The sequence below is a fragment of the Klebsiella sp. A-Nf5 genome (genome assembly GCF_002810545.1).
GTDB classification, from domain to species: Bacteria; Pseudomonadota; Gammaproteobacteria; order Enterobacterales; family Enterobacteriaceae; genus Klebsiella; species Klebsiella variicola.
In genome coordinates this window covers 63,527-80,038 of record NZ_PIOG01000090.1, presented here as the reverse complement: position 1 = coordinate 80,038, position 16,512 = coordinate 63,527, and the positions used below count along the sequence as shown (strand labels likewise).

Below are 16,512 nucleotides of genomic sequence, written 5' to 3'. Positions count from 1 at the left end.
GCGAAATCGAGTCATCGGCAGACTTTGTCGATGCACTATTTGAAACCAATCGGAGAGCAGTCGTATCAACGCAATAATCTATAAGGGTAATAACCGGCTATGTCCGGTTATTATTTTATGGGTCATTTTTCGATAAATTAAATCACCAAAAGTATTGTCAGCGCCAAATATATAAGGGTAATACACCGAGTAGGGAATTTATTTAGACAACACCTTCGAGAAAACGAGATTTATTTCTAAGACTTTGATTTATTTGCGGAATAAATTTTTTATCACCCCTTGCGAAAAACGCTTGATTTTATTTTTTGTATGTCGATAATTACTTACATCGAAAGCAAACATGCTGACGATAGACGAAAAACAAAATAAGTTTTCAATATTACATAAGGATTAAAATCATGTCTAACGTAACCATTTCTAAAAAATCCATCATTGATGCTGCTGTAGTTATCACTGACGAATTACAATTAAAAGCAGATCAAGCTACACAGACTTACAACGAACATTATCAGAATGGCACGCACACCAAAGCAGATAAAGCTAACATGCTTGCAGCGTCTACTAAACTTGCATACTTCGTGAATAACGTTGTAAACGCAGTAAACGACGATAAGCTGTCTGGTGTCTTCTACTACGCGATTAAAGCAAGCAAGCAAGCGCCAGAAGTGTTTTTCCGCGAAGCGATGACAAATAGCTACTCTCTCGAAAAGCTGGTTTATCTGGTTAAGTCTATCAAGTCTGGTAAATGTGTGTATTCAGTCGCTGATATGTCCGGATCTCGCGTATTCGCTTTAATCGATATGATTAACGATGAGATCGACACGTTCACAAATGGTGCTGTTTTCGATTTGATGAATGAAGCAAAACAAGCAAATGAAATTAAGTTAGATGCAGGATATACGCAAGCCAACCAGCTGATCAATCTGTGTGAACGTCTGGGACTGGTCGAGAAGATTAAAGGAATGGGCGCAGCCAAAAACGGATCACAGCAATATCGCTTTATCAAAAATGATTTTTATAACTATCTGGCTGACGCTTTCAAAGCATAAGTAGACGGATTCAGCGCCCACTATGGGCGCTAGTTTTAAGGATAAAAATCATGATTAGCTATGACCAGATCCGCGCGGAGTATCGCGCTAAATATCGCGCTTATAAACTTGAACTCATCGACGAATTAAGCGCCCAGCGTGACGCGCTAAACTTTACGTTCTCTGATTTGCTTAACAGCAAGCGAGACTGTAAACGGAAAAGAGAATATTTGCGCTTGTCTGAAATGATCGGAAAGTTGCAAAACAGCATGTAGCCACCAGCGCCCACTATGGGCGCTTTTTCCGTTTCAGGATCTCCACCATAACGCGCCATTGTTGGCGCGTTTTCTTTTATCTGGCGTTCACTCATTCACACCAAAAATAAGCGCCATAAACGCGCCAATTTAACGCGTTTTTACGTGTGGTAGTACATACCCATTACACACAGTAAAAAACACGTTATAGCGCGTTTAAAAGCGTTTTAGCGCGTGGCTTATTTTGTCGTGTCGTGGGCGTGATCGTCTGGTGACGCGATCCGCGCTATCCTTCGGGGCGTGTCGGCAATATTGGCGCGATCCGTTGGCGCTCACGTATCATTAACACGTTGGCGCAACGTGTACGCGCTAACAATGCAGCGCAGATCACAGCGCTGGACGTATGGCGCAAAAACAGCTTACGTCCACCAGCTGGCGACGATTCTGGCGTCTCCCTCTATACAAATTTTTCCCATGAGGCGACCCCCGCCGTTTCCCGAAAATTTTCTGGCCGTTTCCCGTCGGTTGCCCGGATGGCTTTCTGCCCGTTCCTGAATTTCCCTGCGGGAGCTGGTGGACGGAAAGAAAGGGGCGTTTCCAGCCCCCTCCCCTCTTACTTGCCAGCCAGTATGTGAATCCGATTACTGGCGTGCATCTCTTTCACGAACTCCCCGCAAGTGACCTTCCACGAGTCGATACCGGCTTCGTAAATGACGTTTTTGCACTTAAGAGCATTGTCAGCGATCCGCACACCCTGCGCGATTGCTTCCTGGTCTGTAAAGTCGAACCCTGACTCTGTTTTGATCCACACAGCAATCTGTGTTGCGAGCTCGATGAGTTTTGACTGACAGAACCGCCCGCTTCGAACCGGGAAGATAAACACCCCGAATCCTGAGGTGGTAACATAAGCTTTTTCGAAGACACGTGTGAATCGACGGTTGCAAATGATGTCTTTGGCGATCTGCTGCTTCTCTTTCCCGGACAGCTGGATGGTCTCTTCTTCGCGCCAGACGCCCAGGATGTTCTTTTCAATATCGGAGTATGTGACAGAGATGGTGCCATGCGCGGGAGTGTTTACAGTGGCGATATAGTTCATTGTGATAATCCTTTAAACAACTTGTTTTCTCGTTGGTTTAATTATCGCAGTGGGTGTGAGGCGTCCAAGCATTCTGTTTCGGCACCTGGTGGCCGTCGGGAAGTCGGTGGGTGCTTCGGTAGCCTGGCGGTAAGAGGTGGGTGTTTTTAGCCTGGTGTGATGAGGTTGGTGTATCTATAGGGCGACCGGTGCTATCTTGCCCGTAGGCGATAAAGGAGATGCGATATGTTAGATACCCTGGACAATCTGCAGTTAAGCAAGGAAGAGGCGCTTGCACTGGCGCAACTCGTGAAGCGGTTAACCTGGACTGATATGCGAGGGTGCGCCGTTGATGATGATGAAGCCTATACGATCAGTGATGCGGTGGCCAAATTGCAGAAGAGCCTTGCCGAAGCCGGCTTCGCACCAAGGTAGGCCACCAGCATCGGTGGCCCTCCTCTCTCAATGAAGTAATCCGATGTCGATGGCGTCGCCTGAATCTGTCACGCGGATCATCAGCATAGCGAAGGCATTCAGTGGATAGCCGGCGTGCCATTCCGGGAAGCGGTCATCGCGCATGAAATCGGCAATGTCATAAACGCTATCCTGATAATGGAAGAAGCGGGAGCTGGTTTGTTCGTCCGGTTCGACGTGCTCCATTTCTTTCTGCTCGGCCGGCGACAGGTCAAGCCAGGATTCCAGCCATACGTTTTCTGCTTTCGGGGAGATGGTGAAATCGGTCATGTGCGTTTCCTCACTGCGTTAATAACTTGTTTTCTTGTTGGTGTTATTATCGCAACGTAGGAGAGGCATAAAACAACTTGTTTACGGGTTGGGGAAAATGGCGCGGGTTACGCGCCATTGGCTGGTTTACTGGACGTTGTAGACGGACTCAGGCAGATACTCTTCCAGAGAGCCGCCAGACACAATGGTAATGCCGTATGAACCAACCCAGGTATTGTTGGCGCCCAGGTTGCCCTCGATCATGTCCTGAACCTGTGCCATCAGGTTTTCGAAAATGGTCTTCGGGTCTGTTCGATAATAGGCTTCAATGGCGGCCAGCAGAGTGTCCGAACCATTTTTCACGGATTGCTCGCCGACGGCATAAACCTTCGAGCGATCGCGCTTAAGCGTTGTGCGGGCCAGCTGGGTGGTCACATGCGGAACAGCCGATGCATCACGGAACTGAACGGTCAGCTGGGCCAGTTTATTGCCTTCTTCGTCAGTGCTGGATGCGTAGTAAAGGTCAAATACTAAATCTTCTTTGGTCAAACTCATTTTTACCTCCATGTAAATGCGTCGTAATACTATCGCCGTAGGTAAGTACTTACAATATAAAAAAACCCCGAAGGATCGACGGGGCTGTCGTAAATTCGACTAATCTGTGTTGCACATGACTATGCTATGGCGAGGGTTGTTGCGCGTTGAATTTCCTGCTGGGCGACCTTGTTAACTTCCAGTAAAGCCAACTCCAGATCTGACTCCGGCCAGATAACTTGTTTAGCGACCCACCCTTTTGCACTATAGCGCCTGACGCTCATTACGATGCGCTTGCGAGAAGTTTCGCCGAAGACGACAACGGTCTCTTTGAAAAGTCGGATGACTGTGCCGTTGGCCACAATGTCCAGTAAAGTGATCGAACCGAGTACTGCAGGTTTGTCTTTGCGAGGCTGGAGTTTATCCAGTTTCAAAATCATCTCGGTATTCATCACACACTCCGTAAACAACTTGTTTTCTTGTTGGTGTAAATAATACCAGTGTGAAAACGGCCACCAAGCGAAGCGTTCCGGCATTCAGCTGGCCGCAGGCCACATTCACTAAAAAGCCACCTGCTGGTGGCGTTTATCATAGGGCATCTAATTCCAGAAAGAAGGTCACATCCTCGCCTTCAACCAGTCGAGCGTCATCTGACATCTTGTAGGCAAAGTCACCAGAGGCACCATTGTCGTACTCCTTCGACATTCTCACAGAGTCTTTGGCTAAATATTCATAACTGGTGTCAAAATCTACCAGGGAGAGTTTCTCCGTGTTGTGTACGTGAACAGTGCCAAAATCACCATCGCCATACGTGTTAACCATCGCCAGCACGTTAGACAAATCTGGCGCGATGTAAAACTCATTCTGCCCCTCTACTGGTGACGTAATGAGAGCAGTAAAAGACGTTTTGGCAGCGTTACGAGTTGTAAAATAGTAATACCCGGACATTGCATTAACTCCTTTGTTTTCTTGTTGGTGTTATTATCGCAATAAGACATAGGCGAAAAAGCATTTTGTATCGGGAAGGAATGAAAAAGCAGTGAGTATCCGGGAGCGTATCGGGAGCACTTTTTACATTATTCTTCTCAACGCGCACCGCAGGGCTGGTGGGCAGTATTTTCCTCTTCCCGAAAACCTACTGAAACAGCTTGTGACCCTCGAACGCTCTGGCAGAATACGTATCAGCAGCTGCGCGCAGCGGGAAGAAAGCCACCCGCGCACCAAAGGGTGTACCGCCAGAGAATCAGCCGTCCCCGCAGCATTTTGTCTCTATACCGGCACACACCCTTTCCATGACGGGAACCCAGCCGTTTCCACTCAGGCAGCCAGCCTTTTCCCTGCGGGGACGCTCCCGATAGATTTTCGCGGTGGCCCTTTCACTCGCTAGACCGCAGGGATGATACGGGGGATAAAATCAGGACTTGAATAAATACGGGAAAGGGAGCGATCCCCCTCCATCCCCTCTCTCTTATATCTGTGCTCTTTCCTGACTCGAATAACCTCTCTTATGGGGGGACTCGTATCTCTCTTAATAGCGCTCTATACGGTGACCATTCGTATGGGAGAAAAGGCGACTTTCTTCTCTCTGCCGGTAAGTGGTTTTGCAGATGTTGTAGAGGTGGTTGTCTTGTGGTTTTCCTCTGATCTGTATTCTTCGTTGTGGGGATAGTTCTTCTCTGTGTATGGAGTAATGGCGTGTGCGCTTTTCCTTTCGTTTACCATGAGAGGTGGAAGTGTGGGTGATGTGGTTTCTGGTCTGTTGTCGTTCTCCGCATGTGAAGTAATGGCGTTCCCTGCTTATCAGGAATTTGCGTTATCTTTCGGGGTAAGAGTGGGTAAACGAGATGGCGCCGGGGACTGTTCTGGCCTGGTCTTGTCTGGAGTTTCTTCCCGGGTATTCTCTTCCGTGTATTGGGGAATGGCGTTCAGAGAAATTGCCTTTCTCTCGCCGCTATTCAGTGGCGGTCGAGGTTTGTTTCATGGGGTCGGTAGCCTGGGGCAATGAGGTTGGTCTTTTCGGTAGCCTGGCAGGAAGAGGTGGGTATTGCCTGGATGTGGGGTAATGGCAGTCCCTTTTCTTCGTTATCTTGTTTTGTTGTTTTCTTATTGCCTAAAACAATTTGTTTATATGCTTGTCAAACACAACGAGAGACATTCTGAGCGTGTCTGTTTTGTGGTGGTATCAGGAGTCGTTTATGGCGTTTTCGTCGCAGGGTGTTGGTCTCTGGTACACTGCTTAACGGATATAAGAAGTGGCATGGCAAAACGTCAACTTTTGAGACCAAATCAGGGTAAAGCGTTGACTTTTCATTGATGTGTTATTTATTTGTTTTCTTGTGGGTGTTATGTGCGTAAAAGCCTTGCCACGCCTGGAGTGTATGAGGTTGTAGGGTAGGGAAGAGGGGCGATCAACGAGTTCTTATAGAAATCCTCAATTAGTGACCGCCAATGTCAACGCGTTGCAGGCTATGGTTACGCGTTAACTATCCGCCAGGCTATCGCATAGACCTGCTCTCTAACTTCCGTATCCATCCCCACTCATTGGCCAGTGCCTTTAACTCAGCAGGTATGTTGTCAAATACGGTGGCTATGAGAAGATGATCAGGTAGCTTACCCAGCTCCACCAGCACATCATTAATCACGTCTTCTGCCGTCATCTTTTTCTCTCCCTTACCAGTCCCAGTCTGGCATTCCATCCACCAGCTCGGCATCACGATCAAAGTGAACCACGTCGTAACCGGCATCAAGTATCATCTTGATATTGGCGATTGCCGCTTCGGATATGTTGAATGTTCGCAGTTCATCTGCCCAGCTATTGTCACGCATTCCGGCACGAACAATCCAACCATATTCTGCGCCGTGTACCCAGTTCAGTCCGCGATCGGTGATTGGGTCAAAACAGGCAATTGGCAACTGTTCGGAGTCTTCCGCGGTAACGTGCGCAGTGCTGATAACAGCTGTCTTGTAGGCTTCAGTGATTCTCAACATTACTTAACTCTTTTAACTAATTGTTTCCTTGTATTAGTTATTATCAGCGATAAGAAAAGGTAGAAAACATTTTGTTTGAGGCAGTGCGGCTGTCTCGATACTGTCATGGTGATTAGCAGGCGCATATTGTCAAAGCTAAGTTCAGATGTCCGGGGCAGGGCAAAGCTGAAATGTCCGCTTCGTGCCAATAGAGGACGCTACTATTTGACGAAGCAGCTATGTAATATATGGCACTCAACAACGAAATTTTAAAGCTGATCTTATGGAATATAACAAAGAGAAGTTATCGGATTTACTGAACCACTTCGATTCCCGGAAGAAATACGCTGCAGCAAAAATATTTAGTTTATCTGATAAGAATGAAATTTGTTTCGCCTTGTCAGGACTGACGTTTCAAAATGGGCCTTATGTTTTCAAAGGCATAGGCGAATTGCGAGAGGTGCCTCATCCGCCTGGCGAGATAGAGTTAGCTGGTGCGCTTAAGAACAAGCACCTACTCAGCGCCGTTGCTCGACATATGCCAGCAGTTACTCATGAGCTTGCCTTGAAATCCGGCGAGACGAAATTACTGCAATCAGATCTAAACATCGGATGGTGGATTATATCCGCAATCCGATGCCGTACACTCACCGATATACTTGTTCCTGCAGTAGCAAACGCATCTTGGGACGTCTTTCCTGCTCTTCAAGCCAACTCTTGTGAAGTTCAACTTATAGAGGACGTGCCGACCGCTCGGAAAATAGGTGAAAGTGTAGAAATATCAATTAACTCTCTCAATTGGGTTCATGAAAATCTCGAGCGTTGGATAGCATTGCTTGAGCTGCCAGCATTTCGACTTGCTATTGATTCTTTAACGACACACAACCAACACGCGAATTTGAGAATGACTGCTGCTGCATTGTGGGCAGGATTTGAAGCGCTCTTTGGAATCAATTCGGAGCTTCGTTTTCGTCTGGCTCTTATGGCGGCAGCGTATCTTGAAGAGCGAGGCCCAAATCGCTTAGCAGTGTATCGCAGGATAAAGAAACTGTATGACTACCGTTCAAAAGCAGTACATGGTGGCGCAATGTCAAATAACCTTTTAGTTGAGCATATAATTGAGGTGCGAGAGCTTTTATCCCGATTAGTGTGCCTAATGACTGAAACTGGAAAAATGCCAACAATTGACGATTATGAAGAAAGGCTTTTGACCTGAAGCTGTTCCTATTGAAATTACTCTATTTAATTTGAAAAACGCCTGAAAGTCCGGTCATCGCTTAAAGCGGACATTACAACTTTGCTGCTGCACATAGTCTGTCTCAAGCAGTGGCTACGTTAAATTGAAGTCATCGAAATCGACGAACTCCATGTGTCTGGCTTCCACCTTTGCAAGAGTGAGCAGAAACAACATCCCCTCTCTTAGAGAGGTTGGTTGTTCGAGCAGGAACTCAAAACCGTCCACATGTGTCTTGCCCAACCAATAGCCGCCACCATACTGTCTCTCTCGCTGGAAAAAGACGCACTGGCCAGGTTTGAAATTTTTAAGTGTCTCGCCTCTGTAGACGATCTGATAACTGGTGTCTTTTCCGCCCATTTTGAGCACCTTACAGTACTGTATATTTAAACAGTATATCTTTGATGAAATGCGGTCAAGTTTGATGGTGGGGGGGTAATAACTTGTTGGTGAAAACAAATTGTTTAAGGCTATATCAATAGCCTTAAATTGGTGAAACCAGTTACCACCTCATCATGATTCGGTGGCGTGTGGGTTTTGCCGCTGCAGTGTCTTGACCTGTTCTTCAAGCTCACGCACATACTCTACGAGAGATACGCCTGGCGGTATTTGGCACTCTTCCATGAGTTGATAGTAAACGTCGGCTGCCGCGCGAATGTTTGAGCCTTTAGTTAGCTGATCACTGAGCAGTTCGTCACGCTCTTTCATAAGCCGCACGCATTCTCCATTGCGTTGGTCGACAACAGCCTCCAGCTCTGCGATGCGCTCGCCTGGCGTTTTGCCATCCTTACGTTGAGTCGTAACCGTAAAACATCCAAGTTCAGGAACGTCGTAGTCCAATTCCAGATAGTTCTTTGCACCATATCGAACAAATTCGCCGGCGAACATGGTGGCGAACATGGCAGAGGCCAGCTCTCCGTCAAACAACGACTACAGATCTACAGGAGTGCCAGTAGCAAGAGCGGTACGTGCAGCCTCTATGACATGCATAAACTCATCATAATGTCTGGCGCGCTTCTCCAGCTCTGCCCACTGCTGGCTATTTCGACGCACCAGGTACTCAATAAAAATCAGCGCTGATTCGTCGGCGTCGCCTTCAAATGAGACCTTACCCTTATCGACAATAATCGTGCCCACAGCGGTTGGGTTGTTGCCCTGAAGACAAAATCTGAAAGGCGTGTCCGTGCTCATCGGTGATACAGCCTGTATATTCATAGAAGTGGCTTTATTCCTGCTTTCCATGTATGTTTTCCTCTTAATTTTGCGTCATCATTCTTACATAAAATAAGTATGTAGTTACCTATTATTTTGTGCGTTTGAAGACAAACACACTGACAGTTATCCCCGTGTCATCAAACTCGCCTGTGAACGACTTACCTTTGGCGTAGACGAAATTATCCAGCATCATCCAGTTCAGTGTTGGTGAGTCCCCCGGCAAAACAGCAACAAGGCGCCCACCGACTTTCAGATGTCCCAGCCCAGCCAGCGTGTGTTCTTTGTGGCGCCCGAGAGAGTAGGGTGGATTCATGACTATCTTGTCGAAGAGGTAGCCTTCATTGTCAGCAGACCACTTCATGAAGTCACAGCAGACTGTGTTCACGTAGCCTTTTCCAAGAAGGATGTCAGCAAATAGTGGCGCAACCTCAACACAGGTCACGTCCTCAGGATTCGCCTCAATAAACGTAAGCAGATCTCCGCGACCAGCTTCCGGCTCCAGCAATGTTTCGCCAGATTTCAAGTCAACGACCTTGGCCACGTATTCCGCGATTACGCGAGGGGTAGGGTAGAACTGATATGATTTTGCATCCGGGATCAAACCTGTCGCCACAATCGTATTGAGTGTTTGACCGATCTCATACGGGAACTGCCAGTGCTTTTTATCCTGTACGCCGCCAATGAAGCTCAATGTGCGCTCCAATTCTTCAACCTGCGACTTCTGGAGACTGGAATCAGAGAAGTACCAAACCCCCTTGTCTTTGCTGAATCGCCCGTCACGTAAAGTGGATCGAACGGGCTCAGAGATGGTCTTTTGAATGAGGCCAAACTCATTAGGCGCTCTGGTTTTTGGGGCTGTTCGGCAGGGGGCAGGTATAGCGGCCGGCATACTGTACGCCAGCACCTCATTAAGCTTCCAGGCAACATCTGGGTGGATCTCAAAATGCACATTACCGTTCTTGAACATTTTCACGCGCATGAGGTTACCATCCACGTTGATCCAATCACCCGTCTGGCAATCATTTGCCCGGTACGCAGCCGATAGCATCTCTGTTGTGCGGTTAATGGTGATGAACTCCTTATGCGCAAAGAAATGCAGCATTACGCGCAGGTCATCGATGTAATCCTCTTTCCGATAGTTCACGCTGACACTATCCCGCCAGAACTGTGAAATGCAGCTGGCGATGATCAGCCGCTCGCTAAAGCCGTTCGTTTTATTGGTCTTGTGCGCAGGGCTTAGCGCCTTAAACAAACCGTACACGCGCTCAGAGAGATATTTATGCCTGTCATTCAGCAGATTGACCATCGTGGGGATGACCGTCTCTGCTTTGAACTCAGGTACGCCAACGAACTCCTTAACCTTCATCTGGTAGCCGGTTCTGTCAGTCTTGATGGTTTCCTGCTTGCCTTCTATGAACTGTTCGCGCCACTCATCTCGGCGGGAAGCTGGCATGATCAGCAGAACGTTTGTCATATCTGTGACCTTCTTCCAGTATTCGGCCCAGATATTCTGCTTCACCCACTCAAGATCGACCTTATCCAGCCAGGCTCTGTTGAAGCGTGTGCGTTCGTCATCCGGCCGGTGGTTGAGTCGAAGCAGGCGGTTAATCATGTTGTGACGCTCATCGCCATAAACGAAGTCGTGAACCTGGTGCATGAACGCGATCTCTTTCTCGCACTCGGCAACGATGTCATGGATGACGTTCATCTCTTTGCTATGGTCGATACCGGTGTTCGAAGCAAGAGACTCAAGGACAGAAAGCGCTGTACTCATAATTTCACCATATAAACAATTTGTTTTCTTGTTGGTTTTATTATCTCAAACAAGAAAAGGCGTAAAAGATGTGTATAGAGGGCTACGGAGGAGGGGAAGGGGGCTCTCGCCCCCTTGTTATTTCAGGTTCAGTGGCTGACTTGCTGCATCTTGTGCGGCTGGTCATTTAGATCGTGGCGATGGGCAAGTTCTCGCATCATGTCTTCGATACGGCTCTTCGCTTCATCCATATTATCCGCCATCGCACCAAGCAGCTGGCGAATAGCAGCGGGATGTTCATCGCCGGTTAGCTCTGGCATTTTGAACCCGTTATGGGTTGCCATTAGTTTAAAGGCGGTAATTAACATGCCTAAAGAAGACTTAAGGCTGGCGATCTCCCGCTCTTCGCTTTCAATGCCGATATTGTCTCCGGAGAGATCTGGCGCCGGCGCGCATTTTGGTTCGCTCATCATGTTCAGGGTTGCCTGCAGTTTATTGGCACGTTCTTGCTCTTCCACATACGCCCCGCCAAAGTGACGAGCAAGCATCAGGATTTTCATTGGTTCGTCAAATAAGTCCATGACCTGGACGATGGCCATGATGCGTTCCAGCGGATGAGCGTCACCATGACCAGTTATAGAATCAAGCATCCCTACGAGTTTTTTAGCCCCGACTTCATTAATGATCTTCTTTACTTCAGCGTTAGCGGCGGTGCATTTATCACACATGTGTTTTTCCTTAATTGTTAAAATAATTTGTTTTCTTGGTGGCTTTATTCTGACAATTCAGAAGAGGGGGGCAAACGCGTCATAACGGTTAAACCAGAAGAATCGAGGGCCAGGTGGCCCTCGGCGATCACTTCGATTTTTTAAGTAGAGGTTGGGCAAAGTAGATAGCCAATCCAACCAACACGCCATCTGCCGCGATAGACATCAGTTTGCCAGTGAAGTCCACCAGCACGACCAGCACGAGAAGAATGGCGACGACGGCCAGCCTTAATTTCTCTGCCATTACATGTACGCATCCAGAGATAACTGCAGTGCCTGAGCAATTTTCTTCAGCACAACCTCTTCTTCTTCGCCGATGCCATCCTGATCGGCAATATCCAGGCAGAGACACAACACATCAACGGCTTCTGGAGTGCCGGCGACATCAGCCAGCTCCCGAAGAGCCTGTGCGTTGGCGGAACGAGGGGAAGCTTCATAGCGCGCACGAATATTGCTGCTCATCTGCGCGATCTCACCCGCGAACGGTGAGAAAGCTGGCAATGCGGAGATGGTCTTCTCCAGAATAGCGATTTCTTTTGCATCACAGTTGCCGTCTGCATAAGCGATCATGTATGCGCCCCAGACAGTAGCTTCGACCGCATCGCGGTTCTCCATTTTTTTAACTTCAATAACCGCTTTACGAGTTTTCTTCTTGAAGAAACCTAACATGTGTTTTTCCCTATATGTTATGTGCTTAAACAAATTGTTTTCGTAGACAAATAAACATTAAGGCAGCAAAGAGAGCCTCCAAGGCTTCAACCCCTACGCCCATTAACAGAACCCGAGAACAGAGCCGATCGGTGGGACAAAAACCCCCACAACACGAGCGATCGTCATACCTGAGTGAAGAAATAAATCACCGTATAGTGCCAGCTTAACGATGTTTGAGATCCAGCCACCCACCGCCAAAAGCAGAATGGCTATCCAAATGAATGACCAGTTTTTGAGTAAGAAGATCACGCCATCACCTCAGTCGCAGCAGGAGGAAGATCCGGAGTCGCAGGACGAACTTGAGGAATCGAATCCAACCGCATCCCATCCAGAGTGGCAGACCGGGGCATGGTGGTGATGCTGGGTGTGCTTTCCGTGACTGGTGCCGGCGTCTGCTGCGAAACCGTTTTGCATGAGTCCGGCATCAGCAACGCCTGAGTCGACGGTATTGCTACGGCTGCCAGACAAATCGTGATCAGCCCGTAGGCTATTGGAAGTAGTCTTTTTCGTTGAAATTGATCCATCTGAGCTCTCCATGCGCGTTTGATTGGCTCGCACGCCCCAGGTGTCTCGCAGGATTTTTGCGGTTCGGGTCTTCATCACTTCCCCCATTGCCACACGAGCCCCCAGGTTAGAGATGGCCACCGCATGGTCATCCAGACGATGCTCCATTTGACCTACTTTCTCTTCCAGTTCGGACAGGCGTGCAGACACACGGCCGGAGAATAACTCCGCCAGGATGAGTCGTAGCGAACGGGGGTGTTTCTTAAGAGAAGAGGAAGGCGTTTGATGTGCCATTTGAAATCCTTTCAATGTCAGAAAGAGTTGCGGCTGGAATGTCCAGCCGCCGTTTTTTGCGTTCCATCCTTGGAACCGTGCCTAACCAGCACGTTGTCATCCTGACGATGGGTAAGATACATGATACAAAATGATAGGTAAATACTTACTTATCATATTATACCAAAAAACCAGCATCTTTTTTGTGTGGAGTATCCGCTGCCGCATATGCTGCGATCTTGGCCAGCCTGTCGCATATTTCGTTTTCTCGATGCCCGGCGTGGCCCTTTACCCAGTTCCACCTGACATTGTGGCGACTGGCGGCTAAATCGAGTCGTTTCCAGAGGTCGACATTCTTAACAGGCTTCTTGTCAGCAGTGATCCAACCATTTTGTTTCCACCCCTTCATCCAGAGGGTCATACCATTTTTGAGATACTGGCTATCTGAGTGCAGGATCACGTTGCAGGAGAATTTAAGGCGTTCCAAAGCTATCAGGGCACCCATCATCTCCATGCGATTGTTTGTGGTGCTGTGGAAGCCGTCGGAAAACTCGCGTTCTTCGCCGCGGAACTGAAAGACGATGCCATATCCACCGGGCCCGCCTGGGTTTCTGAGACAAGAGCCATCACTGAAAACTTTGACCGTCTTAAACCGGGGATTAAATTCGACAACTGGCGTTTTGAAGTTTTTGCGGGGGTGTTTTTGATACTGGTGCTGCGCACGGCCGGCTGCCGTTTTTCGTCTGGCGTGTGTGCTTGTCGTCATATCTAACTCCAAAGCGTGCGCCGCCGCCCGTTTTTCCTCGCGCGTGTGCGCACGCGTGTTTATACATATTTCTTTTCAATGAATTACTTCCCAGATCGGGTTTATTTTTACCTGAACTGAGCGAACGAAGTGAGTGAAGTTCACCTCGAACGAAGTGAGAGGTTGTCTTTTCAGGTAATACTCTCCCAGGGAGGTGAGTAAAAAATCCTCACCAACCTGGTCGTTTCATAACCTGAAAAGTTATGACCTAAGTCTACTGCCAGCTTAGGCTTGGGAAGTTATGGATGACAGCACCCCAGAACCGAGATCTTCCCACACTTCATGAAGGGGAGTACTGGATTCAACCTCTCAAAATACCCAGACTCGACAATCATAAAGTGACCCTTCTCTCTGCCCACTTTGGTTCCCCCTTCCCCAGACCCCAAAAGGGCTGGTTCTGCGCTGGTTGTGGGCTTTTTTAAGTCTGGTGCCAGTGACGCTATCCTCCACCCACCAGACCGAGATTTCGATTCAGGTCGAAATCGACATCATTCTACAACCACTATGATACATCGTAAACGGTAACTACTTACTTACTTTTTTGACTGATCATTTTGTCTACCATGAAGCTGAACTTGCAGAGCAAAAACCTCGTTGATTAGCTCGCCAAGGAGCTGCTCAATCAGGTCTTTGTGTTCGCCAGTGTGCAAACATTTCAGTGACCACTCGTAAAGACTGAATGCCTTTTCACGATCCTTCATGAGTTCGCGAGCGTTAGCCAAAAAATCGCTCTCAACGAGCGCTACAACGTTGGTCGGGTATGCCATGATGGTTTCCTTACTTGTCTTCACAAAAACGATTCTATAGCGTCTGGAAAGGGGTTCCAGAGTGGTCTGGGCGTCTTGTTTCGGTCTGGGAGTGGTCTGGAATCGACAAGGAAAAGCCTGCTTTCGTATATGTTTATAATTAGTACTTAGTTATTTATATATACGAAAGCAGGTTGTGAAACGCTCCCAGACTCGGATTAAGCAGCCTGTTTCCGAGGTCTTTTTTTCCTGATCACTGTGGCAGGATCGTAACCACCCAGACTTTTCATCACCGTCAGCGGGACTTTATTCATGAAGTGACCAGCGTTCTGACAGAATCCGCGGAAGACCACCAGCATACTTCCGCCTGGGTTGATATTGACCTCAACCAAACCCAATGTGACGTCTGGTTCCATGAACGCCACGCGGCCGCCAGACAGAACTACCGTCTGGTTTGCGCACTCGGTGGCGCGCTCATACCACATCGTGTCGAGCGATTGCGGAATGAGCATAACGGTGGTTACACCACGCGCTTGCTCCCGGATAGCCGCCTCTATCCAGGGGGTTATTTTGGAGTAGGGCGGGTTGAGAAAGGCCACCGTACCAGGATCACCCCAGCTGGACTTAAGAGCATCTCGTTCCACACCTATGTAGCTCGGAAGAAGCGCGTTTTCTTTGTTACAGGCGACATCAACATCAAACGTAATGCCGAGATATCGCTGAATGGCGACAAACAACCATTTCGGTGTGCGCCAAAGGTCTCGAAGAGAGGCATCTCGCTCTCGCTTTTTGATTTTTTCGGCTGCTATCATTTTACAATCCAATAGGTAAGTACTTACCTATTTTTTCATGTCATCTTACGAATGGCAAATAAAGAAAAAACACGCCAGATTGCTTAACGGGAGACGCTCTGGCGTGTTTTTTACTGTTGGGGCATACGAATAACTGTCCAACGCTCTAAAACTATCAGGGGGCTTCAGAGCGCGAAACGGATCGTCAGCCAATGGAATACTCCGCGATAAATTTCCTTACGATCGGGGACTCTTCATTAAGAAGCAATCTTCCACCATCCCTCGTAGCGATTCCCGTGACTGGGAAAACAGCCATCATCTGGCCAGCCTGAGTCGACGCGGTGCTGAGTGGATATGGCTTTTCCGGATAGCTCATTAACGCCAGCTTAATGCTATTGCTGCTTGCCTCTTTTGTGTCAATAAGATGCCGCAATGCAATCACCGTGTAGATGCTGATATCCGGTCCGCCATTGAACCAATTTAGCAGGTTAGAGATCTTGTCTTTTGCCTTGACCGGCGCCGAATTCATAGCTTCGATGAAGACCTCACGTTTCAGACCAGCCGCAGCATAAAAATCATCGCCCTTATCGTTCAGGCTGAATCGAGGCTTGGGTGCTGCGCGCTCTTTTTTCGCCTCCTTCGACTCTTTTGGCTGAGCCGCAACTGACGATTCTTTGGCGTGTTTCTCCTTTTTTTCATCAGTCTGAGGTTTATCACCCTGTGTCGAGTCGATCTCAGGAAGAGGGGAGATCGACTCGACTTGAGGTATCTCAACATCAACCACCTTCAGCGACTCATGTTCGTTTTCCAACTCTTCAAACACACCGGTGAGATCGCCGCCGTCTTTCGCTTCCATTACAGTTTCAGCAACAGCCGGCACCGGCACGATCGTCTCATCGTTAAGATCTGCCAGCAGGTCGTCTATTTCGTCTCCTACAACGGCCTCCGAAGCCAGTTTTTCAGGCTCATCGAGCAGTTGCAGCATGGCGGTCAGCTCATCCAGATCATCTTTTTTGACTGTATTGTTGAGGTTGCTCATGTCTCTCTCCTTTACGTTGTGTGAGCGTTTATACGTTTTTGGGTTGAGAGCATTTTGTCAAAACCTATTAGGCGGAAAAGAAGTAAATACAGG

21 protein-coding genes and 1 pseudogene are annotated in these 16,512 nt (G+C 48.2%); 4 read left to right on the top strand and 18 right to left on the bottom strand.

The genetic code is table 11. From position 1 onward, the window contains the following. Positions 1-398 precede the first annotated feature (398 nt). A complete protein-coding gene (locus CWM53_RS09415; RefSeq protein ID WP_047066281.1) occupies positions 399-1,049 on the top strand; it encodes a hypothetical protein in 651 nt (216 codons plus the stop codon). A 50-nt stretch (positions 1,050-1,099) separates the two neighbouring features. Then, positions 1,100-1,303: a hypothetical protein gene (locus tag CWM53_RS09410; protein WP_100730465.1), complete on the top strand. Its 204-nt coding sequence runs from the start codon at positions 1,100-1,102 to the stop codon at positions 1,301-1,303. A gap of 592 nt (positions 1,304-1,895) precedes the next feature. Here CWM53_RS09410 and CWM53_RS09400 read toward each other — a convergent pair. Then, positions 1,896-2,378: a hypothetical protein gene (locus tag CWM53_RS09400; protein ID WP_100730466.1), complete on the bottom strand. Its 483-nt coding sequence runs from the start codon at positions 2,376-2,378 to the stop codon at positions 1,896-1,898. A gap of 225 nt (positions 2,379-2,603) precedes the next feature. Here CWM53_RS09400 and CWM53_RS09395 point away from each other — a divergent pair, with 225 nt between their 5' ends. Beyond that, the gene (locus CWM53_RS09395) at positions 2,604-2,792 is read left to right on the top strand and encodes a hypothetical protein (protein WP_032439735.1); all 189 of its coding nucleotides are present in this window, start codon (positions 2,604-2,606) and stop codon (positions 2,790-2,792) included. Between the two features lie 27 nt (positions 2,793-2,819). Here CWM53_RS09395 and CWM53_RS09390 read toward each other — a convergent pair whose 3' ends face one another. From CWM53_RS09390 to CWM53_RS09365, 5 genes are all read right to left on the bottom strand, one after another. After that, the gene (locus CWM53_RS09390; RefSeq protein WP_100730467.1) at positions 2,820-3,101 is read right to left on the bottom strand and encodes an ABC transporter; all 282 of its coding nucleotides are present in this window, start codon (positions 3,099-3,101) and stop codon (positions 2,820-2,822) included. A gap of 126 nt (positions 3,102-3,227) precedes the next feature. After that, a complete protein-coding gene (locus CWM53_RS09385; RefSeq protein WP_004109918.1) occupies positions 3,228-3,635 on the bottom strand; it encodes a hypothetical protein in 408 nt (135 codons plus the stop codon). 119 nt (positions 3,636-3,754) lie between these two features. Next, positions 3,755-4,054, bottom strand: a complete 300-nt coding sequence (locus CWM53_RS09380) for a hypothetical protein (RefSeq protein WP_072201200.1) — start codon at positions 4,052-4,054, stop codon at positions 3,755-3,757. Between the two features lie 148 nt (positions 4,055-4,202). After that, the gene (locus tag CWM53_RS09375; RefSeq protein ID WP_100730468.1) at positions 4,203-4,562 is read right to left on the bottom strand and encodes a hypothetical protein; all 360 of its coding nucleotides are present in this window, start codon (positions 4,560-4,562) and stop codon (positions 4,203-4,205) included. A gap of 1,722 nt (positions 4,563-6,284) precedes the next feature. After that, entirely contained in the window at positions 6,285-6,602 is a 318-nt protein-coding gene (locus tag CWM53_RS09365) for a hypothetical protein (RefSeq protein WP_100730470.1), read from the bottom strand. Positions 6,603-6,864: 262 nt separating this feature from the next. Between CWM53_RS09365 and CWM53_RS09360 the strand changes: the two genes are divergently transcribed. Continuing rightward, positions 6,865-7,797 carry a HEPN domain-containing protein gene (locus CWM53_RS09360; protein WP_086512529.1) on the top strand — a complete coding sequence of 311 codons (933 nt, stop codon included), beginning with the start codon at positions 6,865-6,867 and terminating at the stop codon, positions 7,795-7,797. A gap of 114 nt (positions 7,798-7,911) precedes the next feature. Here the strand turns inward: CWM53_RS09360 and CWM53_RS09355 are convergent, their stop codons facing one another. From CWM53_RS09355 to CWM53_RS09300, 12 genes and pseudogenes are all read right to left on the bottom strand, one after another. Next, positions 7,912-8,175, bottom strand: a complete 264-nt coding sequence (locus tag CWM53_RS09355; RefSeq protein ID WP_100730471.1) for a hypothetical protein — start codon at positions 8,173-8,175, stop codon at positions 7,912-7,914. 153 nt (positions 8,176-8,328) lie between these two features. Continuing rightward, on the bottom strand, positions 8,329-8,715 hold the full coding sequence (locus tag CWM53_RS31915; RefSeq protein WP_227521699.1) for a hypothetical protein: 387 nt from the start codon (positions 8,713-8,715) through the stop codon (positions 8,329-8,331). 30 nt (positions 8,716-8,745) lie between these two features. Further along, on the bottom strand, positions 8,746-9,057 hold the full coding sequence (locus CWM53_RS31910) for a hypothetical protein (RefSeq protein WP_227521698.1): 312 nt from the start codon (positions 9,055-9,057) through the stop codon (positions 8,746-8,748). A 61-nt stretch (positions 9,058-9,118) separates the two neighbouring features. Next, a complete protein-coding gene (locus CWM53_RS09345) occupies positions 9,119-10,804 on the bottom strand; it encodes a class I SAM-dependent methyltransferase (RefSeq protein WP_100730412.1) in 1,686 nt (561 codons plus the stop codon). Positions 10,805-10,932: 128 nt separating this feature from the next. Further along, positions 10,933-11,511 (bottom strand): hypothetical protein, encoded by a 579-nt coding sequence (locus CWM53_RS09340; protein WP_100730413.1) that lies wholly within the window; start codon positions 11,509-11,511, stop codon positions 10,933-10,935. Positions 11,512-11,638: 127 nt separating this feature from the next. Further along, entirely contained in the window at positions 11,639-11,794 is a 156-nt protein-coding gene (locus CWM53_RS09335; RefSeq protein WP_014342167.1) for a DUF3927 family protein, read from the bottom strand. Beyond that, positions 11,794-12,219, bottom strand: coding sequence for a tellurite resistance TerB family protein (locus tag CWM53_RS09330; protein ID WP_064165113.1), 426 nt, complete (start codon positions 12,217-12,219; stop codon positions 11,794-11,796). The genes CWM53_RS09335 and CWM53_RS09330 overlap by 1 nt, the downstream gene beginning before the upstream one ends. A 300-nt stretch (positions 12,220-12,519) precedes the next feature. Beyond that, positions 12,520-13,059, bottom strand: a complete 540-nt coding sequence (locus CWM53_RS30945; RefSeq protein ID WP_201520351.1) for a hypothetical protein — start codon at positions 13,057-13,059, stop codon at positions 12,520-12,522. A 157-nt stretch (positions 13,060-13,216) separates the two neighbouring features. Then, positions 13,217-13,871: pseudogene (gene rnhA, locus CWM53_RS09315) on the bottom strand (ribonuclease HI). A 505-nt stretch (positions 13,872-14,376) separates the two neighbouring features. Further along, a complete protein-coding gene (locus CWM53_RS09310; protein ID WP_019704564.1) occupies positions 14,377-14,610 on the bottom strand; it encodes a hypothetical protein in 234 nt (77 codons plus the stop codon). Positions 14,611-14,807: 197 nt separating this feature from the next. Beyond that, entirely contained in the window at positions 14,808-15,401 is a 594-nt protein-coding gene (locus CWM53_RS09305) for a phage N-6-adenine-methyltransferase (protein ID WP_065811697.1), read from the bottom strand. 184 nt (positions 15,402-15,585) lie between these two features. Beyond that, on the bottom strand, positions 15,586-16,419 hold the full coding sequence (locus tag CWM53_RS09300) for a hypothetical protein (protein WP_100730416.1): 834 nt from the start codon (positions 16,417-16,419) through the stop codon (positions 15,586-15,588). Positions 16,420-16,512: the final 93 nt, after the last annotated feature.